Source organism: Mycobacterium sp. pUA109 (assembly GCF_041287095.1).
Classification (GTDB): domain Bacteria; phylum Actinomycetota; class Actinomycetes; order Mycobacteriales; family Mycobacteriaceae; genus Mycobacterium.
Genome location: NZ_JBGGKS010000018.1, coordinates 20,727 through 44,539, shown reverse-complemented (window position 1 = coordinate 44,539; position 23,813 = coordinate 20,727). Strand labels below are relative to the sequence as shown.

Sequence of the window (23,813 nt, the reverse complement as noted above, 5' to 3'; positions counted from 1 at the left end):
CGCAAAACACTACTCCGCGTCGACAATCCCCTCGTAGTAGCCGCTAGCGTTCCTTGTAGATCGCCCGCCGCTAGTATCGAGGGATGGCCGCGCACGCCGATGTCGTCCCGCACCCCGTCCGCAGCCGCCGGCGCGGCAAAGAACTCGAGTGTGCGCTGTATGACGCGACGCTGGCCGAGTTGACCGCCGTCGGATATGGCCGGCTGACCATGGAAGGGATTGCGGCGCAAGCCCGCACCGGCAAAGCCGCGCTGTATCGGCGCTGGTCGAGTAAGCATGACCTGGTGCAGGCGGCGTTGCAGTATGCGCTGCCCCCGCCGCCGGAGCCGCGGGCCGACCGGTCGGCGCGCGACAACCTGCTGACGATGCTGGTCTCGCATCGGGACCTGCTGGCCGGCAAGACCGCGTTCCCGGGGCTGGCCATCGTCGGCGAGCTCATTCACGAACCGGAGCTACGCGCCATCTTCGCCGATGCGGTGGTGGCCCCGCGGCTGGCAATCATCGAATCGATCCTGCAGGCCGGGGTGCGGGCCGGCGACATCGATGCGGGCACCCTCACCCCGCTCACCGCGCGGATCGGACCGGCGTTGATCAACCAGCATGTGTTGCTCACCGGCGGGCCACCGACCCGGCGGCAACTGATCGCGATCGTCGACACGGTGATCCCGCGCCCGGTGAGCGGCTAGGGGGTCTTAGACCAGTCGCCGGCGTCGCCGACGATGCCGACCGGCACCGCGCCGGACAGGCTGACGTCGGCCACGCTGGGCCCGGCGGCCACGATCGTGGTGTCCTGCAGGATCGGCAGCACCGTCGCCAGGTTCCACAGCCGCGGCTCCACGGCGGTGATCACCTCGTCGATGTCCTTGCTGCCGTTCAGCGCCGCCTCGATGTTGGACTGGAGGCTGCGGTCGCAGATGCCGGTGACGTTCGACGGGGCCTGCACCAACGCCCCGGCCGGCGGTTTCGTCGGGGTGTGAGTGGGTGCGGCGGGCGTCGCCGGCGTCGACGACGAGGACGCGGTGCTGGTCGGCTCCGCACCCGGCGTCGACACCGCGGTGGCCTCCAGGGCGGTGCAGCCGTAGCGCGAGGCCAGCAGGGTCGCCAAATCCCCGCCGGCCTGACGCCAACTGACGACGGCGTCCACCTGGTTGTTGGTCAGCGCGTCGCGGTACAGCTTGACCGGGTCCAGCGCCAGCACGGTGGCCGCGATGCCGACGTTGCGGAGCTGGTCGGCGGCGGTGTTGGCCACCGCCACCGCGGTCGGGTCGTTGGACGCTACCCCGATCACGAAGGACAGCTGGTCGCCGGCCATGCTGACCCGGCCGCGGGTGATCTCCGGCGCGTGGGACTCCGCCGGGGTGGGCGGGGCGCCCGACGGGGGCGGCACCGACGACGGCGGCGCGTCCTTCTCAATCTGGTACCCGGAGGCCTGCAGCAGCGCCAGCGCCGCCGCGGTGGTCATCGCCGGCGGCGCGGTCGGCACGTACCCCGGGTCGCTGGGTGCCCGGATCTGCGCCTGATCCAGCGTGACGGTGTTGTCGCTGCCGGCCCCGACCGCGGCCAGCAGGTCGACGTCGAGCAACCCGAGGATCGCCTTGCGGACCTGGGCGTCGGCCAGTTTGGGCTGGTTGGCCCGCAGCGCCAGCTCCAGCACCCGCGGTGCCACGATCCGGGCGGTGCGCACATCCGGGATCGCCGACAGCTGGGCGAACGCCGCCGAACCGCCGTGCACCTGGGCGACCTGGGTGTCACCGTTGCGGATCGAGTCGGCCAGCGCCGCCGGGGCGCCGGCCCGGCGGAACAAGATGAGATCGGGCTTGGCCGGCGGACCCCAGTACCGGTCGTTGCGGGCCAGCAGGATCGCGTCGCGCTGCGGGTCGATGTTCTCCACCCGGAATTGGCCGCCGGTGACCGGCAGCGCCCGGGCCAGCCCGGCCGGGAACCCACCCGGCACGTCCTTGACGATGTGGGCGGGCAGCAGATCGGAAAACAGCTCCCGCCACGCCGGGTACGGCTGGGCGAACGTCACGACCGCTTGCTTGCCGCCTTCCAGCGACTGCACCGAGGTGATCAGGTCGTAGCCGGCGGGATCCACCACCCCGGGCTGGCTGACCATCTGCTGCCACAGGTACCAAAAGTCGTCGGCGGCGATCGGGGCGTTGTCCGTCCAGGACGCCTCCGGCCGGATCTTGTAGGTCACGGTGAACGGATTTTCGGAGGTCACCGCCGCCGATACCAGCAGCGTCGGATCCATCTCCCACCGCGACCCCGTCGACGTGGTGGGGTCCGGGATCGGGCGAAACGCGCTGGGCAACACCAACGCGCTGATCGCCGCGTTGACCGACGACAGATCCGACACCAGGTGCGGGTTGAAACCCGCCCCGATCCAGTCGATGCCGACGATGATCTGGTTGATCCGCTGCGGCGGCGGCACCGTGCTCTTCGACGTCTCGCTGCTCTGCGGCGCCGGTGGCGGGTTGACCGTGCACGCCGACATGGTCAGCAGCAACGTCGACACCACCGCGCCCAGCGTCACGCGGGCGCGGTGGGCGGGTCTCGGCACGCCCATCAGGGTATCGGGGGCGCGTCCGCGCGCCGCACCCCTAGGCCCGGGCCTTGGCCCGCGACCGGGCCCGCGCCCGCATCGTGGCGTCCAACTCCACCTTGCGCACCCGCACCACCTCGGGCGTCACCTCCACGCACTCGTCGGCCGCGCAGAACTCCATGGCCTGCTCCAGGTCCAACTCGATCGGCTTGGCCAGCGTCTCGATCACGTCGGCGGTCGAGGAGCGCATGTTGGTCAGCTTCTTCTCCCGGGTGACGTTGATGTCGAGGTCCTCGGCGCGCGGGTTGATGCCGACCACCATGCCCTGATAGGTGTCCTGGCCGGGTTCGACGAAGAACTGGCCGCGGTCGGCCAGCTGAATCAACGCGAACGGGGTGATCGCCCCGGCCCGGTCGGAGACCAGCGAGCCGGTGTGCCGGGCCCGGATCTCGCCGGCCCAGGGCTGATAGCCGTCGAAGACGGCGTTGGCGATCCCGGTGCCCCGTGTCTCGGTGAGAAAGTCGGTGCGCCAACCAATCAGGCCGCGGCTGGGGATGACGAACTCCATCCGCACCCAGCCGGTGGTGTGGTTGGCCATCTCGGTCATCCGGCCCTTACGGGCGGCGGCCAACTGGGTGATCGCCCCGACGAATTCCTCCGGGCAATCCACGGTCAGATGCTCGAACGGCTCGTGCAGCTTGCCGTCGATGGTGCGGGTGACCACCTGCGGTTTGCCGACGGTCAGCTCGAAACCCTCCCGACGCATCTGCTCGACCAGCACCGCCAGCGCCAGCTCACCGCGGCCCTGCACCTCCCAGGCATCCGGCCGGCCGATGTCGACCACCCGGATCGACACGTTGCCGACCAGTTCGGCGTCCAGTCGGTTGCGCACCATCCGGGCGGTCAGCTTGTGCCCGGACACCTTGCCGGCCAGCGGCGAGGTGTTGGTGCCGATCGTCACCGAGATCGCCGGCTCATCAACGGTGATGCGCGGCAACGCATTCGGTGCGGCCGGGTCGGCCAGGGTGTCACCGATCATGATGTCCGGGATTCCGGCGACCGCGACAATGTCGCCGGCCTGCGCCTCCTCGGTGGGGGTGCGCTCCACGCCTTCGGTCACCAGCAGTTCGGTGATCTTGGCGGTGGCGGTCACCGGCTGCCCGTCGACCTCGCGCAGCCACGCCACCTGCTGGCCCTTGCGGATGCGCCCGTTGTACACCCGGATCAGCGCCAGCCGGCCCAGGAAGTTGGACGCGTCGAGGTTGGTCACCAGCGCCTGCAGCGGCGCCTCCGGGTCCCCGGACGGCGGCGGCACATGCTCGAGCAGCACGTCGAACAGCGGATCGAGGTTGTTCCCGTCGGGCACCTGACCGTCGTCCGGGGCGGTGGTGCTGGCCACCCCGGCGCGCCCGGACGCGTACAGCGTCGGCAGCCCCAGCGCGTGCTCGGCGGCCTGCTGGGCCGCGTCGTCCAGGTCGCTGGCGACGTCGAGCAGCAGGTCGTGGCTGGCGTCGACCACCTCGGCGATCCGGGCGTCGGGCCGGTCGGTCTTGTTGACCACCAGGATCACCGGCAGGTGCGCGGCCAGCGCCTTGCGCAGCACGAACCGGGTCTGCGGCAGCGGGCCCTCGGACGCGTCGACCAGCAGCAACACCCCGTCGACCATGGACAGCCCACGTTCCACCTCGCCGCCGAAGTCGGCGTGGCCGGGGGTGTCGATCACGTTGATGACGGTGACGGTGCCGTCGCCGTGGTGGCGGTGCACGGCGGTGTTCTTGGCCAGGATGGTGATGCCCTTTTCGCGCTCCAGGTCACCGGAGTCCATGATGCGTTCTTTGGCGTCGTCACCGCGTTCGTGCAGCGCGCCGGACTGTCGCAGCATGGCGTCGACCAGGGTGGTTTTGCCGTGGTCGACGTGGGCGACGATGGCGACATTGCGGAAGTTCACCTGGTGATTCTCGCAGCGCAGACCGCCAATCGCGAAAACGCGGTGACGGGGGTCACGCCCGCCGAGATCGACGCTAGCGTCACGCCTTCTTGAACTTTTCCGCGCCAGCGTCGATCTGGGCGTCGGTGTTTACCCGCGTGTCGGTCGGACGGCCCCGGACCCGGACGCGGTTCGATCCGACGGTGGGCATCGGGCTGGGACGCCAATTCGGCTGGCTGTGGACGGCCTACGCGGTCAGCACCGCGGGCACCTGGCTGGCGTTCGACGCGTTCCCGATGATCGCCATCTTGGTGCTGCACGCCACCGCCAGCCAGGTGGCGCTGCTGGCCGCGGCCGGGCTGGCGGTCGGGGCGCTGGTCGCGGTGCCGCTGGGGAGCTGGGTGGAATTCCGCCGCAAGCGGCCGGTGATGATCGCGACGGACCTGATCCGGTGTGTCGCCCTGCTCAGCGTCCCCGTGGAATTCCTGTGCGGAGCACTGGGTTTCACCCAACTCGTGGTGGTCTCCATCGTGGTGGCCACCGCCGATGTCACGTTCACCGCGGCCAGCGGTGCCTACCTGAAGCGACTGCTGGCACCGCCGCAGCTGCTGCCCGCCAACGCCCGCTTCGAATCGACCACCTGGGCCGCCACCATCCTGGGGCCGCCGTTGGGCGGCGCCGCCATCGGCATTCTCGGCCCCGCCTGCACCGTCGTAGCCAATGCGGTCAGCTTCCTGGTGTCGGCGGTGGCAATCGGCGCGATCAGCGGCACCGAACCGCGCCGGCCTCGCCCGCGGGGGCGCCGGGCCCGGGACCTGCTCGAGGGGTGGCGCATCATCGCCACCCACCCCACCCTGCGACCGCTATTCGTCAACACGGTGGCGGTCAACGGCCTGATCATGGCGCCCGCACCGCTGCTGGCGGCGCTGATGCTGGGGCCGCTGGGCTTCCCGCCGTGGCAGTACGCCCTCACGTTCGCGCTGCCCTGCCTGGGCGGCATCGTCGGTTCCCGGCTGGCCCACCCGCTGGTGGCGCGCTTCGGCCAACCCGCCGTGCTGCGCACCGTCGGCGTGGTGCGGGCCTGCTGGCCGCTGGGCCTGGCCGCGGTGGCACCGGGGTTGCCCGGCCTGGTCCTGGTGATCGTCGTGCAACTGGGCTTGGTGACGTGCTGCGGCATCTTCAACCCGGTCCTGGCCACCCACCGACTCGAGCAGCTGCCCACCAGCCACGCCACCCGCGCCGTGGCGGCGTGGTCGATCAGCACCAAGGTCAGCATCGCGGCGCTCACCGGCCTGTGGGCCGGGCTGGCCGCGCTGGCCGGGCCGCGGATCGCCATCGCTGCGGCCGGATTGCTGCTGCTGGCAACACCTTTGCTGCTGCCGCGGCCATCCGCGTGGCACGATGCCGAGTTGGCGTTGGCCGGGGCGGAGACCGGGTGACGCGCTCATCCAGCCGCTCAGGCGGGCGGTGGCGGTGCCGGATCCCCCGGCGGCGGGTCGGGCGGAATCGCGCCGTCGCAGCCGCCCGGCGGCGGCGGTGCCGGGAAGACGTGGTTTCCGCTGTCGCCGACACAGTCGTAGTTCCACGTCGGCCCGACCAAGCGGTTGCCGCCCATCCACTGATGCCAGTACGAGCCGTCCGGATAATCCTCACCGTCGCAGACCCGCAGCCGCCCGACCCCCCACTGCCCACCCGGGCAGTGGTTCTTCGTGATGTCCGGTTCGTGCGGGTCGATGTCCAGGGGGTCGGCGTGGGCGAGCGGCGCTAACGACAGGATCGCCGCCATACCGCCGACCGCCACGCCGACCCGGGCAAACCTCACCGACCGCCGGTATTTCGTCATACTTACGGTAGTACTCCGCAATAGTTGCGTACTGCTATAGTTGTTTGCTGCAAGAGTTCTGGGGTTTGGCTGTGAACGATACCGACGATGTGGATGCGATCACCGACGCGTTGCTGACCGCGTCGCGATCGCTGATGGCCATCTCGGCGGATTCCATTGCCCGCGTGGACGAGACGATCACCATTCCGCAATTCCGGACCCTGCTGATCTTGTCCAAACACGACCCACTCAACCTGGGCACGCTGGCGGGTCTGCTGCACGTGCAGCCCTCGACCACCGGCCGGATGATCGACCGCCTCGTCACCGCCGGGCTAATCGACCGCAGGCCGCACCCGACGTCGCGGCGCGAGACCCTCGCGGCGCTCACCGCGCGCGGGCAAACGGTCGTCGAGAAGGTCATCACGCACCGCCGCGGCGAGATCGCTCGCATCGTGGAGAACATGCCCTCACCAGAACGCCGCGGGCTGGTGCGCGCCCTGACCGCGTTTACCGCCGCCTGTAGCGAGCCCGCCTATCTCGACGTTGACGTGTAGGGCTGGGGTGTGGGAGGCCGCCCGCTACGGCCCAACGCTCAGCACGCGCCGCGTCTGCACGTCGGGAAGATGGCGCGCGGCGAGTTCGTAATCGGCGTCGTCGTGCAGGACCACCAAGCCTCGGGCCGCCGCGGTCCCGCAGATCAGCAGGGCGACGACCGATAATGCGCGAACCGCGCCGGCGTCCGCAAGCCGATGCTGCGCCGACTCGACCCACCGCCACACCGATTTCGGCACCGGAACATCTGGGTAGATATCGCGAAACGTCTGGTTCATCTGATCGAACTCGGCTGTGCTGCGCGCCGACCACCGGAACTCGGCGCGTTGCGGTTCGCAGGATCCGATGGCCCCGCGACGAAGCGAGGAACTCCAGGCCTCGGTGAGTTCCGGTTGTCGTTGCAGCCGCCAGACCGCGGCGCCCAACATCGCGAGTATCTTCATCCTGGACTGCGGCAGCCCAAATGCTCGGCCAATGCCGCCCGGAAGTCACTTCACCCGTGCGAGGAGGCAATACCGATGTATCGTCGCACCGCCGCGCTATCCGCGCTGGTCGCCGCGGGCGTGGCGGGCTGTGGCTCCCCGGCGGGCGCGCCGTCGATCACGGTGCTGGCCGCGGCATCGCTCAAGCCGACGTTCACCCAGATCGGCGAGCGCTTCATGACCGAGCATCCCGGCACCACGGTGCGCTTCGACTTCGCCAGCTCGTCGGATCTGGCCGCCCAGCTGACCCAGGGCGCCACCGGGGATGTCTTCGCCTCGGCCGACACCGCCCAGATGGACACCGTCGCCACCGCCGGCCTGCTGGCCACTGCCCCGGTCGATTTCGCCTCCAACACGTTGGTGATCGTCACCGCACCGGGCAACCCCAAGCACGTCGCATCGTTCGCCGATTTGGCCCAGCCGGGGCTGGCGGTGGTGGTGTCGCCGCCGCCGATGCCGTGCGGGGTGGCCACCCGCCGCGTCGAGGATCTCACCGGGGTGCACCTGGACCCGGTCAGCGAGGAGCCCGACCCGGAGGATGTGCTCAACAAGGTCGCCACCGGGGAGGCCGACGCCGGCGTGGTCAATGCCACCGACGCACGCGCCGCCGGCGAGAAAATCAGCACGGTCGCGTTTCCCGAGGCTGTGCAGGCGGCGAGCAGCTACCCCATTGCGGCGCTGCAGAAATCGGCGCAACCCGCGCTGGCGCAGGGCTTCGTCGATCTGGTCACTGGCGTGACCGGTCAGCAGATCCTGGCGCGGGCCGGGTTCGCTAAACCTTGAGCGTCACCAACCGCGGCGCGGTGGGGCCGACCCGACCCACTGGTTTTTCGGTGCGACATCGCGGCTGCGGTAGACGATGTAGGGCCGGAATAGGTAGGCGATCGGAGCGCTGAACGCGTGCACCAGGCGGGTGAACGGCCACAGCGCGAACAAGGTCAGCGCAATTAGCACGTGGATGTGAAAGTACAGCGGGGCCTGCACCATCAGGTCGCCGCGCGGATCGAGAATCCAGATCGACCGGAACCAGATCGACACGGTCTGGCGGTAGTCGTGTTCCTCGCCATAGGCGGTGGTCCCGATCAAAGTGCAGGTCATCCCGGCGATCAGCGCGCACACCAGCACCGCATACATCAGCTTGTCGTTTCTGGTGGTGGCCTTGAACACCGGACCTCGGGTGCGCCGCCGGTAGATCAGCAACCCGACACCGATCAAGGTGGCGATCCCGGCGGGCAAGCCACCGGCCAGCGCCTGCATGTGGTACACCTTGTCGCTCATCCCCAGCGCCTCGGTCCACGACTCCGGGATGAACAAGCCCATGATGTGGCCGAAAATGACGACCAGGCTGCCGAAGTGGAACATCGGGCTGCCGATCTGCAGCAGCTTGGACTCGTAAAGTTGCGAGGAACGGGTGGTCCAGCCGAACTTGTCGTAGCGATACCGCCACCAGGTGCCGACCGCGGCAATCGCGATCACCACGTAGGGCACGTCATCCCAGAATACCTGGGCCAGGTTCAACTCGGCCATCTCACGCTCCCTCGGTCCGCCGCGGCGGCACAGTCAATGTGAAGGGCTCCAGCCCAACGGCTTCCGCGGGCGGCCCGGACTCAGCCAAGCGTCGCGCCCGGCGTACCTGCTGATCGGTCACCGGCGGCAGGGTTTCGCACACCGCAGCGAGGACGTGCGCGTACGGGGAGCCGGCTTCGGTCAGCGCACCCAACACCACATCGATCGGCACCCGGTTGTCGATCAACAGCCGCCGGCCCAGGTCCGGGTTGACCGTTGCGGCGAACTCGAGCACCACCGGCAGGTGATCGGGGGCCTCGTTCTTCGGGGGTTCCACTCCCGCTTCCCGGTAAGCGCTGGCAAACACCAGCATGGCGCGACCCCGGTTGCGGGTGTCGCCGGCCGTCCAGTAGGTGAGATACATCGTCGAACGTCGGCGCATGTCGAAGGTTTCGACATACTCGGTCGCGGCGGTCAACAAGTCGGTGCCGCGCAACGCGGACACGGTGCGCCGCAACAGTTCTGCTGGCCTCCCGTCGAGGTGCGCCAACAGGCCTTCCACGGTGTCCAACCGCTCGTCGCGCTGCTCGTCGGGATAGGCCAGCAGCAGCGAGGCGGCCTGCCAGATCAACCGATCGCGCAGTGCAGGCTGTTGTGGTCGGAAGCGCAGCCTCACCGCTTGTGCTCTTCGGGAAACATACCGGGCGGCACATCGTGACCGTCCCAATTCAGCAGGTTCACTCGCGACGAACCACCTCCACCGGTGGGGGCGGTCTGCCGCTGCTTGAGCGCGTGGAACGTTTCCACCGCGACGGGCACCGGTTCACCGCTGCCCTCGCCGAACGGGCCCGACTCGTACATGCCCGGCCCGCCGTCGACATCCAACGAGCACCCCATCTCCTCGAGATCACGGGCCTGGTCGCGGTAGGCGGTGGGGATGACGTAGCGCTCTTCGTATTTCGCGATCGCCAGCAACCGATACATCTCGTAGATCTGTTCCTCGGTCATGCCAACCGCGGCCGGGATGTGCGGCTGGGTTTCGCGTCCGAGGTTGATGTCGCGCATGTAGGAGCGCATCGCCGCAAGTCGGCGTAGCACGTCCTCGACGACCCCGGTATCGCCGGCGGTGAACAACTCGGCCAGATACTGCATCGGGATGCGCAGGGCGTCGAGCGCACCAAACAGGTTGCCCAGGTCCTCCCCGTCGTGACCGTCCCGGCTGACCGCGTCGACCACCGGCGACAGCGGCGGAATGTACCAAACCATTGGCATGGTGCGGTATTCCGGATGCAGTGGCAACGCCACCTTGTAGGTATTGATCAGCGCATAAATTGGTGAGCGTTGCGCCGCCTGGATCCACTCATCGGCGATACCTTCGGCGCGGGCACCCGCGATCACCTCCGGGTCGTTAGGGTCCAGGAAGACCCCGCACTGCGCCTCATACAGGTCGGCGTCGTTTTCCACCGAGGCCGCTTCCAGCACCTTGTCGACGTCGTAGAGCACCAGCCCGAGGTAGCGCAGCCGGCCGACGCAGGTCTCCGAGCAGATCGTCGGCAGGCCGACTTCCATCCGTGGATAGCACAGCGTGCATTTCTCGGCTTTGCCGGTCTTGTGGTTGAAATAGACCTTCTTGTATGGGCATCCCGACACACACATCCGCCAGCCGCGGCATTTGTCCTGGTCGACCAGCACGATGCCGTCCTCGGTGCGCTTGTACATCGCCCCCGACGGGCATGAGGCCACGCACGACGGGTTCAGGCAGTGCTCGCAGATCCGGGGCAGGTAGAACATGAAGGTTTCTTCGAGCTTGGTCTTGACGTCGTCGCTGACCTTGCGCAGGATCGGGTCGTTGGCCATGGTCGCCGCCGACCCGGCCAGGTTGTCATCCCAGTTCGGGCCCCACTCGATCTTCATCGGCTCACCGGTGATCTGGCTGCGGGGGGCGGCGACCGGAAAGGTGTCGCCCAGCGGCGCAGAGGTGAGGTTTTCGTAGTCGTAGGTCCACGGCTCGTAGTAGTCGCTGATGCCGGGCAGCTTGGGATTGGCGAAAATCCGCAGCAGCTTACTGATCCGGCCGCCATCGCGGAGCCGTAACCGTCCGCGCTTGTCGCGCACCCATCCGCCGTGCCAGCGCTCCTGGTCCTCGTAGGTGCGCGGATAACCTTGGCCCGGCCGGGTTTCAACGTTGTTGAACCACACGTACTCGGTGCCGGCGCGGTTAGTCCAGGCCTGTTTGCAGGTGACTGAACAGGTGTGACAACCGATGCACTTGTCCAGGTTCATCACCATCGCAAGTTGGGCCATGACCTTCATCGTTAGTACTTGACCTCCTGGCTGCGACGGCGAACCACGGTGACTTCATCACGCTGGTTGCCGGTCGGACCCATGTAGTTGAACGCGAACGCATGCTGACCGTATCCACCTGCCAAATGGCTGGGTTTGATCCGCACCCGGGTCAGGGCGTTGTGGTTGCCGCCGCGCTTGCCGGTGGCCTCGGCGCGCGGCGTGTCGACGGTGCGTTCCTGCACATGGTAGACGTACACCACGCCATCAGGCATCCGCTGGCTGACGATGGCCCGACACACGAACACGCCGTTGTTGTTAACGGCCTCGACCCAATCATTGTCGCGCACTTGGATTTTCGCCGCGTCGCCCGGACTCATCCACATGGTCGGACCACCACGGGACAACGACAGCATGTACAGGTTGTCCTGGTAGGTGGAGTGGAACGACCACTTCGAGTGCGGGGTCAGATACCGCACCGTCAGCCCAATCCCGTCGGCATGCTCGCCCAGCGGCGGCTCACCGTACAACCGGGTCATGTCCAGCGGCGGGCGGAACACCGGCAGATGCTCGCCCAGTTCCTCGACCCAGTCGTGGGCCAGATAGAAGTGCATCCGCCCGGTCAGCGTGTGGAACGGTTTGAGGTTCTCGATGTTGACCGTGAACGGCGCATACCGGCGTCCCCCGGTTTCGCTGCCCGACCATTCCGGGCTGGTGACCACGGGGACGGGCCGCGCCTGGGTGTCGGCGTAGGTGATGCGCTTTTCCTCGCTGCCCTCGGCCAGATATGCCAGCCGCTGTCCGGTGCGCTTCTCCAGCTCCCGGAAGCCCTCCACGGCCAACCGCCCGTTGGTCGTCCCCGACAGCAACAGCACCACATCACACATCCGCTGGGCGTTGGTGATCGCCGGGCGCCCCCGGCCGGCACCGGAATTCATCACCCCGAACTTCTTGGCAAGTTCGTCGACCTCTTGGAACGGGTGCACCGTATAGCCCTTGACCGTCAACCCGAATTTGTCGACGAGCGGCCCCAGGGTCTGCCACTTGTCGTAGACCGCGGCGTAGTCACGCTCCACCACCGTAAGTTTGGCCATCGTCTTGCCGGGTACCGGTGTCTCGCCGGTGTGCAGCCAATCCCGTTCGGTGCCGTCGGGATACGCCATTGCATCGGGGGTGTCGTGCTGCAGCGCGGTCATCACCACATCGGTGCGGGTGCCCAGGTGGCGTTTGGCCATCGCGGAAAACGCCCGCGCGATCGCCCCAAATGCCTCGTAGTCGCTGCGGGTTTCCCACGGCGGGTCGGTGGCCGCAGAAAACGAGTGCACATATGGGTGCATGTCGGTGGACGACAGGTCAGCCTTCTCATACCAGGTCGCTGCCGGCAGCACCAGATCCGACACCAGCGTCGTCGACGTCATCCGGAAGTCGATCGACATCATCAGGTCGAGCTTGCCCTCGGGGATCTCGTTGTCCCAGGCGACGTCGGCCGGACGCACCCCATCGGTCGGCGGTTGGCCCAGCACGTTGGATTCGGTGCCCAACAGGTGCTTGAGGAAGTACTCCCCGCCCTTACCCGAGGAGCCGATCAGGTTGGCCCGCCACACGGTCAGCACCCGCGGCCAGTTGGCGGGGTCGTCGGGATCGGTCACGGCCAGCTTGAGGTTGCGCTGCCCGAGTTGCTGGGCCACGTACTCGGCGGGGTCCTGACCGGCGGCTTTCGCCTCGTCGGCCACATCCAGACTGGACCGGTCGAACTGCGGATAAAACGGGCTCCAACCCATCGCCGTGGCCGAGGCCAACAGATCCATCGTGTGCTTGCCGTCGAACCGGCCGCGACCCAACGGGCTGGTCAGCTTGTCCGCCCCATAGCCGTCATAGCGCCATTGGTTGGTGTGCACATACCAGTAGGAGGCACCGGGGACCTGCCGCGGCGGCCGCACCCAGTCGGTGGCCATCGCCATCGTCTGCCACCCGGTCAGCGGGCGCACCTTCTCCTGCCCGACGTAGTGCGCCCAGCCGCCGCCGTTGCGTCCCATCGACCCGGTCAACATCAGCAATGCCAGCACCGCGCGGTAGATGGTGTCGCCGTGGAACCACTGACAAATGCCACTGCCCATGATGATCATCGAGCGGCCGCCGGATTCCTCAGCGCTGCGGGCGAATTCGCGGGCCACCCGGATGGCCTGGGCCGCCGACACCCCGGTGATCGGCTCCTGCCAGGCCGGCGTGTTGGGCACGGTGGGGTCGTCGTACCCGGTGGCCCACTGTCCGGGCAACCCGGGGCGCCCCACCCCGTAGCCGGCCAGCATCAAATCGAAGACCGTGCACACCAAGTGCTTACCCACCCGGCGCACCGGGACGCCGCGCTGCACGGTGGTGCCTTCACCGGTGATGGTGTCGAAGCTGGGCAGCGACACCAGCGCGGTGTCGGTGCCGTCGGCTTGCACACTGAGCGCCGGCGTGATTCCGCTGAGGTCCAGGTTCCACTTGCCCACACCGTCCTCGCCGAACCGGAAACCCAGTGAGCCGTGCGGCACCAGGACGCTGTCGGTCACCTCGTCCCACAGCACCGGCTTGAGGGCCGCGTTCTCGACCGCCTCCCCGATGTCGGCGGCGGTGAGGTTCTTGCCAGGCACCAGCTGATCGCCACGCTGGTCAAGCTTGATCAAAAACGGCAGATCGGTGTATTGCCGAACATAGTCGACGAAGAACGGAACCTGCTGCTGCACATAGCATTCCGATAATATGACGTGGCCCATCGCCATGGCCAGTGCCCCGTCGGTGCCGGCCGCGCACGGCATCCACTCGTCGGCGAACTTGGTGTTGTCCGCGTAGTCGGGGCTGACGCTGACGACCTTGGTGCCGCGGTAACGCACCTCGGCCATCCAGTGCGCGTCGGGGGTGCGGGTGATCGGGACGTTGGAGCCCCACATCATCAGATACGCCGCATCCCACCAGTCCCCGGATTCGGGCACGTCGGTCTGGTCGCCGAACACCTGCGGCGAGGCCACCGGCAGGTCGGCGTACCAGTCGTAGAACGACGTCATCGGTGCGCCGATCAGCTCGAAGAACCGCGACCCCGCGGCGTAAGAGATCATCGACATCGCCGGGATCGGCGAGAACCCGGCCACCCGATCGGGTCCGTAGGTCTTGATGGTGTGCACGTGCGCGGCGGCGATGATCTCGGTGACCTCGGCCCACGTCACCCGAACCAGACCACCCTTGCCTCGGGCCTGCTGATAGCGGCGGCGACGCTCCGGATCGGCCTGGATGTCGGCCCACGCCAGCACCGGGTCACCGAGTCGGGCCTTGGCTTCCCGGTACATCTCCACCAGCACGCCGCGGGCATACGGATAGCGGACCCGGGTTGGCGAGTAGGAATACCAGGAAAACGAGGCGCCGCGGGGGCAGCCCCGCGGTTCATATTCGGGGCGGTCCGGGCCCACCGACGGGTAGTCGGTCTGTTGCGTTTCCCAGGTGATGATGCCGTCTTTGACGTAGATCTTCCACGAGCACGAACCCGTGCAGTTGACCCCGTGGGTGGAGCGGACCACCTTGTCGTGGCTCCACCGGTCCCGGTAGAACACGTCGGCCTCGCGGCCGCCGTGGCGGGTTACCGTGCGCAGGTCTTTAGAGAAGTCCCCGGGTGTGAAGAACCGGCCGCTGCGTTCCAGCAACTCCTCGAGCGGGCCACCGATGTGGGGGGTCACCGTCATGTGGGGGCCTCCTTCGTGGCAGTGCGGCCCGGCTCCGGGGGTCGTCGGGCACTCGCGTCGTGGTGTATTCAGGTTCGGCCAGTGAACCAATGGCTATCCGATTGGCCGGCGTCGATGACGGTCCGCGGGCTGGTCAGCGGCAGGTTCAGCATAGGTCGGTTGCGAGCCGGCTCACCTTCCAGACGCCGGGGCGGAACGCGGAAACGCTGACCTGCATCGACGTCGCGTTCCGACAGGCACCGGTATCCGTTGAGCAGCCATCCTCACTCCATCCAGAAAACCATCCTGACCACGAACAACGCCTCACTTCGGGGTTAACGTTAGGTAACGTCCGCAGGCCACGATGCTTCCTGGCGAGGCTCTGTGGCTTTTCTGGAAATTGGCTGTGGGAGCCGTCGCACCGGAACGTTTTGGCTCAGGGCGCGCCCAGCAGCCGCGTCAGATCTGCCAGCCAGCCGCGGTCGGCGGGCACCCAGTCGATGTCGGCCAGGTCGCTCGCGGTCACCCAGCGCAGCGCGTGATGATCGTGCGGGCGGGGCTCGCCGCGGGTCAGGGTCACCCGGTAGGCGCGCAGCGTGGCGGTGGTACCCAGGGCCACGTCGCCGCCCAGACGCTCCCCGACCTCGACCGCCGCGCGCTCGACGCCCAGTTCCTCGGCTAACTCGCGGGCCAGCGCGGCGGGCTCGGTTTCCCCGGGCGCGACCTTGCCGCCCGGCAGTTCCCAGCGGCCGGCCAGCTCGGGAGGACGACGCCGTTGCGCCACCAAGAGCGCGGCGCCGGACACAACGGCACCGGCGACGACGATTTGGGTGGGCATGGCGTAGGAGGCTAGCAGCGCCGCTCGCTGCGCAAGCCGGCTTGCGGCCGTCGAGGTTGGCCGCATTCCCGCCCGGGCACCGGCCCGTCGGTTCGTCTCCGTGCTGAGCCGGAGAATCGAGTCACTGCGGCAGCGCGCGGGCATGGCGTGCGACGCGATAGCGTCCTACCGTCGGGATATGGCTGTATTAAACGATGAGCAGGTAGACGCCGCCCTATCCGACCTCAAAGGCTGGCAGCGTGTTGAAGGCGTGTTGCGCCGGTCGGTCAAGTTTCCGACGTTCCTTGCCGGGATCGAGGCCGTGCGCCGCATCGCCGAGCATGCGGAAGAAAAAGATCACCACCCCGATATCGATATCCGTTGGCGGACGGTGACTTTCTCGCTCGTCACGCATTCCGCCGGTGGCATCACCAAAAACGACTTAGCGATGGCCCGCGATATCGACGGGATCCTGGCCGGCTAGGACTCGAGGCTGCGGGTCGGGCGCCGAAACTGCGTCCAGGCGTCGATTCCGCCGCAGACCACGCCGTCACCGCAGGGTCGGGGCCGTCACCGCGGGGTCGGCGGCCCGCCACGGCGATCCATCCCAACGTGGCCAGTGTCGCGACGATGTACACCAGTCCGGCCCAGGCCAGATACCACGGCCGGTCCTCTTGCCAGATGCTCGGCTGCGCGAAGCTCAGCAGCCAGGGCACCCCGATGAGCGTCAATCCCAGCCAGCCCCAGCCCAGGATGCGCGCACCGCGGCGGCCGCTGAGCGGTCCGTGCAGGAGCCAGATCATCAAGGGCACCAACCACACCCAGTGATGGGTCCACGAAATCGGGGACAGCAGCAACCCGAATAGCTCGACCACGAGCAGCAACCCGAGGCGGTCGCGGCGGCCGAGCGCACGCCAGGCCAAGATGGCCACCAGCGCGGTGACGGCCAGGGCGGCGAGCACCAGCACGTCGTAGCCAGCGTCGTGGCCGATGATCCGCGAGATGCCCCCGCGCCAGGACTGGTTGAACGAGGTGGCGACCGGCCCGATGCGGTCCGGGTCGCCGATCAGTTCGGTGAAGTAGTAACGGGTTTCGTCGCCTGCAAGCCAGACCGACACCGCGATGCTGGCGAGGAACACCACCGCCGAAAACACCGCCGCACCCCACCGCCGGACCCCGACGAAGTACACCCCGGTGATCGCCGGGGTCAGCTTCACCCCGGCGGCCGCACCGACCAGCAGACCCGACAACCACCACCGGGTGCTGCAGGCCGCCCACAGCGCGGCCAGCGCCAACACCACGTTGATCTGCCCGTAGTCGAAGGTGCTGCGCAGCGGCTCGGTCCAGATCCCCACCGCCGTCCACAGCATCGCGACGCGGTAACCGGTCCCCGCGGGCACCCCCAGCATGCGTTGGCTGAGTCGCACCAGCCCGTACAGCGCGGCCATCGTCCCGACCTGCCAGCAAAACGCCACCACGCCGAACGGCAGCAGGTGCAGCGGGTAGAAGACGATCGCCGCGAACGGCGGATAGGTGAACGGCAGCGGGAAATCCGGGGTCTGATCGGCGTAGACGTAGCTGTACAGGGTGCCGGGATGATCGAGCGCGGCCGCGCCACCGATGTAGACGTGCAGGTCCACGAAGTTGGCGCCGTTGGGGGCCAGATAGGTCCACCCCAGCCGCGCGCCGACGCTGGCCACCAGCAGCAGCGGGGCCAGGGCGGTCAACCAGTTGGTCGACTGGCGGGCGGGGGCCGCCGCGGGCGCGGCGTTGGATAAGGCGTCTACCGGGTCGACTTTAGCGGGGCGACGAACCGGACCGCAGGACCGGCGAGGAGCCGCGCCATCCCACCCAGCGGGGCGAGGAACCGGGCCGCAGGCCCCGTGGGCCGGAGCCGGCGGGCGTTCGCGCCGCTTGGGTCACCGGAACCGCACTGCTCCGTAACGGTTCTATAAATGCCACACGTGTCACTTGAGTCTCTCTAGCAACAAACTAGCTTCGGCTTGCAGACCTGCTGTCGAGGATGGGGAGAAACCAATGTCGCGGACCCGGACGCTGTTCGCCGCAACCGCCGTTGCGGTCGGCTCGTCGACTGCGCTGATCTTCGGCGGTGTCGCCGCGGCCGACCCGGCCGTGTCTCCGCAGCCGATTCCCAGCGCGCAACTGCCCGGGATGCCGGCCATCGAGCAGATCAGCCCGGTGATCCAGCAAGCTGCCGCCGACCCGTCCAGCGCGTCGTCGCTGCTGATGGCGGCCGCGGCGGCCTTCGCCGGCAACTCCACCGCACCGGCCGACTCCAAACAGGTCGCCGACTCGGTGAGCCAGTTCGTGGCGACCCCGACCGGCGCCAACGTGCTGCCGCGTGCGCAGGTGAGCAACCTGCCCGACACGGTGCCCGGCACCGGGATCCCGCTGCCGGCCAACGTCAACCTGCCCGGCCCGGCCAGCCCGCCCGCGGCGACCCCGGGCGACCCGGCCGCCCACGTGCCCACGCCGGGGACCGCGCCCGGCGGCACCGCGCATCTGCCCAGCGGCGTCGATCCCGCCAACGCGGTGGGACCGGCCCCGCAGGCGGTGCCGCACGCGCCCGCCCCGGACGCCGCGCCCGGACCGGCGCCCGCTCCCCCGGCGCCCGAGGCGGCACCGGCACCCGCGCCCGCGCCGGCACCCGCGCCGGCGCCCGACGGCGCGCCGGCTTTCGGCCCGGACGCCCCGCCCACGCAGGACTTCATGTACCCGTCCATTGGCCAGAGCTGCCTGGCCGACGGCGGCAACGTCATCGCCACCGCGCTGTCGGTGGCGGGCCCGGCCAAGATCCCGGCCCCCGGCCCCGGACCGGGTCAGACCGCTTACGTCTTCACCGCGGTCGGCACCCCGGGACCGGCCGAGGTGCAGAAGCTGCCGCTCAACGTCACCTGGGTGAACCTGACCTCGGGGAAATCGGGCACCGCCGCGCTCAAGCCGCGTCCCGACATCAACCCGGAGGGGCCGACGACGCTCACCGCGATCGTCGACACCGGCTCCGGCAGCATCATGTCGACGATCTTCGGGCAGGTCAGCACCAAGGACAAGCAGTGCAACTTCATGCCCACCATCGGTTCGACGGTGGTGCCGTAGCCCGCGCTACCTGCCGCGAGCGTGCGCAGTTGTACGCGCCCAAGCCACAATTCGTGGCATTCTGCGCACGCTCGCGCTCAGCGGCTAACGATCAGTAAGCCATGAACAGGATGGCGTCCCGGTCGTACTCCATGCCCGGGTGCGCGTCGGCGAGATGCTTTTGGGTCAGTTCGACCAGCTCGTCCTCGTCCTTGCCGGCGATGGCCTCACCACACGGGCAGTTGATGTGCGTCTTCACGGTGCCGCCTTTCCCTTCACCTTCGGGGCGGCCTTTTTAGCCGCCTTCATCTGCTTCTTGTAGGACCGGACTTGCCCGAGCGACTCGGCGTCGACGACGTCGGCGATCGACATGCGGGCACCGGCTTTGCCGTAGTCGCCGGCGGCGGCCCGCCAGCCGGGCGGGGTCACGCCGTATTGCTTGCCGAGCAAGGCCAGAAAGATCCGCGCCTTCTGGTCGCCGTAGCCGGGCAGCCCCTTGAGCCGCCGCAACAGTTCGGGTCCGTCGGGATCACCCGCGGTCCACAACGCGGCCGCGTCGCCGTCGTAGCGATCCACCAGAACCCGCGCCAAATCCTGGATCCGGGTGGCCATCGACCCCGGGAAGCGGTGTATGGCAGGCTTTTCCGAGCACAGCGCGGCGAACTTGTCCGGGTCGTAGTCGGCGATCTCGCGGGCGTCGAGCCCGCCCATCCGGTCAGCGATCTTCTTCGGCCCGGCGAACGCGGTCTCCATCGGCACCTGCTGGTCGAGCAGCATGCCGACCAGTAAGGCGAACGGACTGGACTCCAGCAACGCGTCGGCGGCGGGTTCCTGAACGAGCTGCAGCTTCGGCACGCCGTCAGTGTACTGAGCGCCCTGGCCGGCGCGAGCCCGAAAATTAGGGGGAAATTACCTACCCCCACCACGGTTAGCGTTGCCGCATGACGCAACTGCTGAGCTTTCCTGCCCCGGCGGACGTTGCCGCGCAAACCCCGACCGACCGCGACCGCGCCCTCGACGTCATCCGCATCGTGTCGCTGATCGGCGTGGTGGCCGGGCACACGATCATGGCCACCAGCATGATCCGCGACGGCGTTCTCATCTGGGACAACCTGCTCACCACCTCGACGGTGTTTCAGGCGCTGACCTGGGTCTTCCAGATCATGCCGTTGTTCTTCTTCGCCGGGGTGGCCGCCAGCGTCGGGTCCTGGCGGCCCGGCACCAGTTGGGGCGGTTGGTTGATGAAGCGCTGCACCCGGCTGTACCGGCCGGTGTTCTACTACCTGGCGTTTTGGGCGGTCGCCCTGGTGGGGCTGCGCCCGGTGCTGCCCCCGCACGTCTACGAGCCGATCGCCGGCGTCAGCATCCAGTTGCTGTGGTTCCTCGGCGCCTACGTGCTGGTGCTGGCCAAAGTGCCGCTGCTGTCCCGGATCACCACCACTCGGCAACTGGTCGTCAGCGTCGCCGCGGTGTACGGGTTGGTGGCGCTGGTCGACATCATCCGGCTGCACACCTCCGGGTTGGCCCTGCTCGGCTACCTGAACATGGCCGCCTGGGTGATCCCGGGGATGTTCGGCGTCGCCTACCGCCGCGGGCTGCTCACTCGGGGCGCCGCGTTGGGCGCCGGGCTGGCGATGCTGGGCGTCAACCTGGCGCTGTGCCACTACGGCCCCTACGAGCTGAGCCTGGTCGGTATCGAAGGTCAGCGGTTGGCCAACATGTCGCCGCCGTCGCTGCTGATGGCTGGGCACGCAATCATGATGTGCGCGTTGGTGGTTGCGGCCGCGCCCGCGATCGCGCGGTGGGCGCAGCGGCCCCGGGTGTGGTGGTTGACGGCGATCGGCAACTCGGGCGCGATGACGCTGTACCTGTGGCACATGCCGGCGCTGCTCGGCGTGCACCTGGTGTTCGACTCCCTGGGCTGGTACCGCTTCCCCGGCCAGCCGCACCTGGTCGCGCTTAGCCTGGCCCAACTGCTGCTGATGGCCGGCCTGGTCGGCGCGCTGTTCGTGGCGCTGCGGCCGCTGGAGAACTCGCCGCTGCCGGGCTGGGACGGCGCGCGGGTGACCGCGCCCGGATTGCGCAGCCTGGCGGTCGGGGTCCTGCTGTGTGTGGCGTCGGCGGCGACGCTGGCGTCGGTGAAGTGGGGCCTCAAAGACGACGGCCTGTACTGCGTGGCGATCATGCTGGCGGGCTTGGTGGGGGCGCGGGCGTTGGCCACCCGCTCCGCCGGGTAGCGCCGGCGGACGGGGACTACCCGCTCTTGCGGCGGAACTCCCGACGGCTCTCCAGCGGGCCGTGCGCCCGGGGCTGCTTGGCGCCGCCGTCCTTATGCGCGGACCCGCCCGACGCCTTCGCCTTCTTGCGGTCCAGGGCTTCCCGGAACTTGCGCTTGGTGTCGTCCTCCGAGGTGGATTCCGGCTCGGAGTGTGCAGCGGCCATGCCCGCAGCCTAACGCGCCGACGGACCTACCGCATGCCCGGCGGCATGCCGTACACGTGCGAGATCGGCAGCGTCAGCACCACCCGCCGATCGGTGACCATGGCTTGCCGGTACTCATCCCAGTCCGGGTGTTCGCCAGCGATGTTGCGGTACAAGGCAATCAGCGCCTCGACGGTGTCATCGTCGGGCGCGGCCGCCGGCGGCGTCAGCTCGGCGGTGCCCTCGGCGACCGCGTACGCCCAGCCGTCGTCGGCGCTCACCAGGATCGAGGCCCGCGGGTCGCGGCGCAGGTTGCGGGTCTTGGCCCGCGGCTCGGTGATCGAGACCTGCACGACGAGATTGCGCGCGTCGAAGTGGTAAGACACGTTGGACAGCTGCGGGCGCCCGTCGGCCTTGATGGTGGCCAGCACCCCGATGGAGTTCCCGCTGATCAAGGCCAGCAGCTTGTCGTCGAAGACTTCGCGTCCCATCCGCCTAGCCTACGTCGCTACCATCACGTCATGGCGCTGGTCGACGGCAACAGCCTACAAGGAGTCTCGGCCACCACCTTGTGGACGCTGCGGAACCGGGCCGCCGAAGCCCAGCGGCCCGACGGGGTGATCGACGACCCTTGGGCGGTCACGCTTTTCGATGCGATCCGGTACGACTACGACAAGTTCGGCAGCATCGAGCGCTACCACGCGCTGCGGGCGCTGACCTTCGACACCGCCCTCGCCGAGTACCTGCGCACCGCGCCGAAGGCCGCGGTGGTGGCGCTGGCCGAGGGGTTGCAGACCAGTTTCTGGCGGCTGGACCGCGCGGGCGTGCTGAACGAGGCTACCTGGTACTGCGTGGACCTGCCGCCGGTGGTCGCGCTGCGCGAGCAACTGCTGCCCCGCGACGCACGGATCGTGCACCTGGCCACGTCGGCGCTGGACCGCAGCTGGATGGACCGCGTCGACCCGAGCCACGGGGTGTTCATCACCGCCGAAGGGCTGCTGATGTACCTCGACCCCGACGAGGTGCACGCGCTGATCGCCGACTGCGCCCGACGCTTTCCCGGCGGCCGATTCCTGTTCGATGGGATTCCGCGCTGGTTTAGCCGACGGACGTTGAAGGGGTGGCGCATGTCGGACCGGTGCATCGCCCCGCCGATGCCGTTCGGGCTCAGCCCCGACGAGGGGGTGGCGCTGGCTGGCGAAATCCCGGGGGTGCGCGCGGCGCGCGATGTCTCCCAGCTCGCGCGCCCGGCCGGCCGGGCGCTCTGGCAGGCGGCGGACCGCATCGGTGTGCTGCGCCGCCGGCGGACCAGCATCACGCTGCTGGAGTTCGCATGACCACCTACGCGGCGTTTCTGCGCGGCGTCAACGTCGGCGGGGTCAACCTGAAGATGGCCGAGGTGGTCGCCGCGCTGACCGACGCCGGATTCAGCACGGTGCGCACCATCTTGGCCAGCGGCAACGTCGTGCTGGAGTCGTCGGCGCGGGCGCCGGCGGTGCGGGCCACAATGGAGGCCGCCTTGCGCGCACGGTTCGGCTACGACGCCTGGGTGCTGGTCTACGACCTCGACACGGTGCGTGCGGTGGTCGAGGCCTACCCGTTCGAACCCGAGGTCGACGGATACCACTCCTACGTCACGTTCGTCGCCGACGACGCGGTGCTCGACGAGCTGGCCGCCCTGTCCCCCCGCGCCCAGGAGCGGATCGCCCGCGGTGACGGCGTCCTGTACTGGCAGATCCCCAAGGGCAACACGCTGGACAGCGCCGTCGGCAAGACGACGGGCAAGCCGCGCTACAAGTCGTCGACCACCACCCGCAACCTGCGCACGCTGGGCAAGGTGCTGGCCCGGTAGTGTTGCGTCGGTGCTCACCGGTGTGTCCGAAACCGCCCTGATGACGCTGCGGTCCCGCGCTCGGGAGGCGATGCGTCCCGACGGGATCATCGACGATCCGATGGCGATCAGGCTGCTTGAGGCCATCGACTTCGACTTCGCCAAGTTCGGCCCCACCCGGCAAGACATGGCGGTGCGCGCGCTGGCGTTCGACCTGCACACCCGCCGCTACTTGGCTCGACACCCGGCGGCCACCGTGGTGGCGCTGGCCGAAGGTTTCCAGACCAGTTTCTGGCGCCTCGACGCCGCCCTTCCCGACGCCCAATTCCGCTGGCTGACCGTTGATCTCCCGCCGGTGATCGACGTGCGCACCCGACTGTTGCCGGAGTCGCCGCGGATCTCGGTGTGCGCGCAGTCGGCGCTGGACTACAGCTGGATGGACCAGGTCGACCCGTCGGACGGGGTGTTCATCACCACCGAGGGGCTGCTGATGTACCTGCAGCCCGAGGAGGCCTTGGGGTTGATCGCCGAATGCGCGGCGCGGTTCCCGGGCGGTCAGATGATGTTCGACCTGCCGCCGCCGTGGGTCAATAAGGTCGCCCGGCGCGGGATGCGGACGTCGCTGCGCTACCAGGCCCCGCCGATGCCGTTCAGTCTTCCGGTGTCGCAGGCCGCCGAGCTGGTGAACACGGTGCCGGGTATCCGCGCCGTGCACGATGTGCACACCCCGCGCGGCCGCGGCCTGCTGTTCGGCCCCGTGCTGTCGGCCGCATACCGGATTCGCGCGCTCGACCCGCTGCGCCCCTCGATGACCCTGCTGGAATTCGGCTGAGTTA

23 protein-coding genes and 1 pseudogene are annotated in these 23,813 nt (G+C 68.7%); 10 read left to right on the top strand and 14 right to left on the bottom strand.

The features are described 5' to 3' along the window. Positions 1-83: 83 nt before the first annotated feature. The gene (locus ACAG26_RS19945; RefSeq protein ID WP_370484803.1) at positions 84-686 is read left to right on the top strand and encodes a TetR/AcrR family transcriptional regulator; all 603 of its coding nucleotides are present in this window, start codon (positions 84-86) and stop codon (positions 684-686) included. On the opposite strand, the gene ACAG26_RS19940 is transcribed toward ACAG26_RS19945, so the two are convergent. Together ACAG26_RS19940 and typA are read right to left on the bottom strand one after the other, a co-directional pair. After that, complete coding sequence (locus ACAG26_RS19940; protein WP_370484802.1) at positions 683-2,569, bottom strand: ABC transporter family substrate-binding protein; 1,887 nt, start codon at positions 2,567-2,569, stop codon at positions 683-685. The genes ACAG26_RS19945 and ACAG26_RS19940 overlap by 4 nt on opposite strands. Positions 2,570-2,603: 34 nt before the next feature. Then, the gene (typA, locus tag ACAG26_RS19935) at positions 2,604-4,493 is read right to left on the bottom strand and encodes a translational GTPase TypA (protein WP_370484801.1); all 1,890 of its coding nucleotides are present in this window, start codon (positions 4,491-4,493) and stop codon (positions 2,604-2,606) included. 182 nt (positions 4,494-4,675) lie between these two features. Between typA and ACAG26_RS19930 the strand changes: the two genes are divergently transcribed. After that, positions 4,676-5,911, top strand: a complete 1,236-nt coding sequence (locus tag ACAG26_RS19930) for an MFS transporter (RefSeq protein WP_370484800.1) — start codon at positions 4,676-4,678, stop codon at positions 5,909-5,911. 17 nt (positions 5,912-5,928) lie between these two features. Here ACAG26_RS19930 and ACAG26_RS19925 read toward each other — a convergent pair whose 3' ends face one another. Next, positions 5,929-6,315 carry a hypothetical protein gene (locus ACAG26_RS19925; RefSeq protein ID WP_370484799.1) on the bottom strand — a complete coding sequence of 129 codons (387 nt, stop codon included), beginning with the start codon at positions 6,313-6,315 and terminating at the stop codon, positions 5,929-5,931. Between the two features lie 47 nt (positions 6,316-6,362). Here ACAG26_RS19925 and ACAG26_RS19920 point away from each other — a divergent pair, with 47 nt between their 5' ends. Beyond that, positions 6,363-6,848, top strand: a complete 486-nt coding sequence (locus tag ACAG26_RS19920; protein ID WP_370484859.1) for a MarR family winged helix-turn-helix transcriptional regulator — start codon at positions 6,363-6,365, stop codon at positions 6,846-6,848. A 24-nt stretch (positions 6,849-6,872) separates the two neighbouring features. Here the strand turns inward: ACAG26_RS19920 and ACAG26_RS19915 are convergent. Then, positions 6,873-7,257, bottom strand: a pseudogene (locus ACAG26_RS19915) (VapC toxin family PIN domain ribonuclease). 107 nt (positions 7,258-7,364) lie between these two features. Here ACAG26_RS19915 and modA point away from each other — a divergent pair. After that, positions 7,365-8,111, top strand: coding sequence for a molybdate ABC transporter substrate-binding protein (modA, locus tag ACAG26_RS19910; protein WP_370484798.1), 747 nt, complete (start codon positions 7,365-7,367; stop codon positions 8,109-8,111). A gap of 3 nt (positions 8,112-8,114) precedes the next feature. Here modA and narI read toward each other — a convergent pair whose 3' ends face one another. From narI to ACAG26_RS19885, 5 genes are all read right to left on the bottom strand, one after another. Continuing rightward, positions 8,115-8,855 (bottom strand): respiratory nitrate reductase subunit gamma, encoded by a 741-nt coding sequence (narI, locus tag ACAG26_RS19905; protein ID WP_370484797.1) that lies wholly within the window; start codon positions 8,853-8,855, stop codon positions 8,115-8,117. A 1-nt stretch (position 8,856) separates the two neighbouring features. Beyond that, positions 8,857-9,510 (bottom strand): nitrate reductase molybdenum cofactor assembly chaperone, encoded by a 654-nt coding sequence (gene narJ / locus ACAG26_RS19900; protein ID WP_370484796.1) that lies wholly within the window; start codon positions 9,508-9,510, stop codon positions 8,857-8,859. Beyond that, positions 9,507-11,147, bottom strand: a complete 1,641-nt coding sequence (gene narH, locus ACAG26_RS19895) for a nitrate reductase subunit beta (protein WP_370484795.1) — start codon at positions 11,145-11,147, stop codon at positions 9,507-9,509. The genes narJ and narH overlap by 4 nt, the downstream gene beginning before the upstream one ends. A 2-nt stretch (positions 11,148-11,149) precedes the next feature. Further along, positions 11,150-14,833, bottom strand: coding sequence for a nitrate reductase subunit alpha (locus ACAG26_RS19890; RefSeq protein WP_370484794.1), 3,684 nt, complete (start codon positions 14,831-14,833; stop codon positions 11,150-11,152). A gap of 415 nt (positions 14,834-15,248) precedes the next feature. After that, positions 15,249-15,650 (bottom strand): (deoxy)nucleoside triphosphate pyrophosphohydrolase, encoded by a 402-nt coding sequence (locus tag ACAG26_RS19885; RefSeq protein ID WP_370484793.1) that lies wholly within the window; start codon positions 15,648-15,650, stop codon positions 15,249-15,251. Between the two features lie 178 nt (positions 15,651-15,828). Here ACAG26_RS19885 and ACAG26_RS19880 point away from each other — a divergent pair, with 178 nt between their 5' ends. Continuing rightward, positions 15,829-16,113, top strand: coding sequence for a 4a-hydroxytetrahydrobiopterin dehydratase (locus tag ACAG26_RS19880; protein WP_370484792.1), 285 nt, complete (start codon positions 15,829-15,831; stop codon positions 16,111-16,113). Here ACAG26_RS19880 and ACAG26_RS19875 read toward each other — a convergent pair. Next, a complete protein-coding gene (locus tag ACAG26_RS19875; RefSeq protein WP_370484791.1) occupies positions 16,058-17,356 on the bottom strand; it encodes a mannosyltransferase in 1,299 nt (432 codons plus the stop codon). The genes ACAG26_RS19880 and ACAG26_RS19875 overlap by 56 nt on opposite strands. Positions 17,357-17,666: 310 nt before the next feature. Here ACAG26_RS19875 and ACAG26_RS19870 point away from each other — a divergent pair, with 310 nt between their 5' ends. Then, complete coding sequence (locus ACAG26_RS19870; RefSeq protein WP_370484790.1) at positions 17,667-18,746, top strand: hypothetical protein; 1,080 nt, start codon at positions 17,667-17,669, stop codon at positions 18,744-18,746. 91 nt (positions 18,747-18,837) lie between these two features. Here ACAG26_RS19870 and ACAG26_RS19865 read toward each other — a convergent pair whose 3' ends face one another. Together ACAG26_RS19865 and ACAG26_RS19860 are read right to left on the bottom strand one after the other, a co-directional pair. Beyond that, positions 18,838-18,984: a DUF1059 domain-containing protein gene (locus ACAG26_RS19865; RefSeq protein ID WP_071029370.1), complete on the bottom strand. Its 147-nt coding sequence runs from the start codon at positions 18,982-18,984 to the stop codon at positions 18,838-18,840. Next, on the bottom strand, positions 18,981-19,580 hold the full coding sequence (locus ACAG26_RS19860; RefSeq protein ID WP_370484789.1) for an HhH-GPD-type base excision DNA repair protein: 600 nt from the start codon (positions 19,578-19,580) through the stop codon (positions 18,981-18,983). Before ACAG26_RS19860 ends, ACAG26_RS19865 begins: the two co-directional genes overlap by 4 nt. 86 nt (positions 19,581-19,666) lie before the next feature. On the opposite strand from ACAG26_RS19860, the gene ACAG26_RS19855 reads away from it, so the two are divergent. Beyond that, a complete protein-coding gene (locus ACAG26_RS19855) occupies positions 19,667-20,962 on the top strand; it encodes an acyltransferase (RefSeq protein WP_370484788.1) in 1,296 nt (431 codons plus the stop codon). Between the two features lie 16 nt (positions 20,963-20,978). Here the strand turns inward: ACAG26_RS19855 and ACAG26_RS19850 are convergent, their stop codons facing one another. Together ACAG26_RS19850 and ACAG26_RS19845 are read right to left on the bottom strand one after the other, a co-directional pair. Next, positions 20,979-21,167, bottom strand: a complete 189-nt coding sequence (locus tag ACAG26_RS19850; RefSeq protein WP_370484787.1) for a DUF5302 domain-containing protein — start codon at positions 21,165-21,167, stop codon at positions 20,979-20,981. A 26-nt stretch (positions 21,168-21,193) separates the two neighbouring features. After that, on the bottom strand, positions 21,194-21,637 hold the full coding sequence (locus tag ACAG26_RS19845; RefSeq protein ID WP_370484786.1) for a PPOX class F420-dependent oxidoreductase: 444 nt from the start codon (positions 21,635-21,637) through the stop codon (positions 21,194-21,196). A gap of 30 nt (positions 21,638-21,667) precedes the next feature. On the opposite strand from ACAG26_RS19845, the gene ACAG26_RS19840 reads away from it, so the two are divergent. The 3 genes from ACAG26_RS19840 to ACAG26_RS19830 are packed head-to-tail and all read left to right on the top strand — an operon-like array spanning position 21,668 to position 23,809. Beyond that, a complete protein-coding gene (locus ACAG26_RS19840) occupies positions 21,668-22,483 on the top strand; it encodes a class I SAM-dependent methyltransferase (RefSeq protein WP_370484785.1) in 816 nt (271 codons plus the stop codon). Further along, positions 22,480-22,998: a DUF1697 domain-containing protein gene (locus ACAG26_RS19835; RefSeq protein ID WP_370484784.1), complete on the top strand. Its 519-nt coding sequence runs from the start codon at positions 22,480-22,482 to the stop codon at positions 22,996-22,998. Before ACAG26_RS19840 ends, ACAG26_RS19835 begins: the two co-directional genes overlap by 4 nt. Before the next feature lie 40 nt (positions 22,999-23,038). Beyond that, complete coding sequence (locus ACAG26_RS19830; protein WP_370484858.1) at positions 23,039-23,809, top strand: class I SAM-dependent methyltransferase; 771 nt, start codon at positions 23,039-23,041, stop codon at positions 23,807-23,809. The last annotated feature ends 4 nt before the right edge of the window (positions 23,810-23,813 follow it).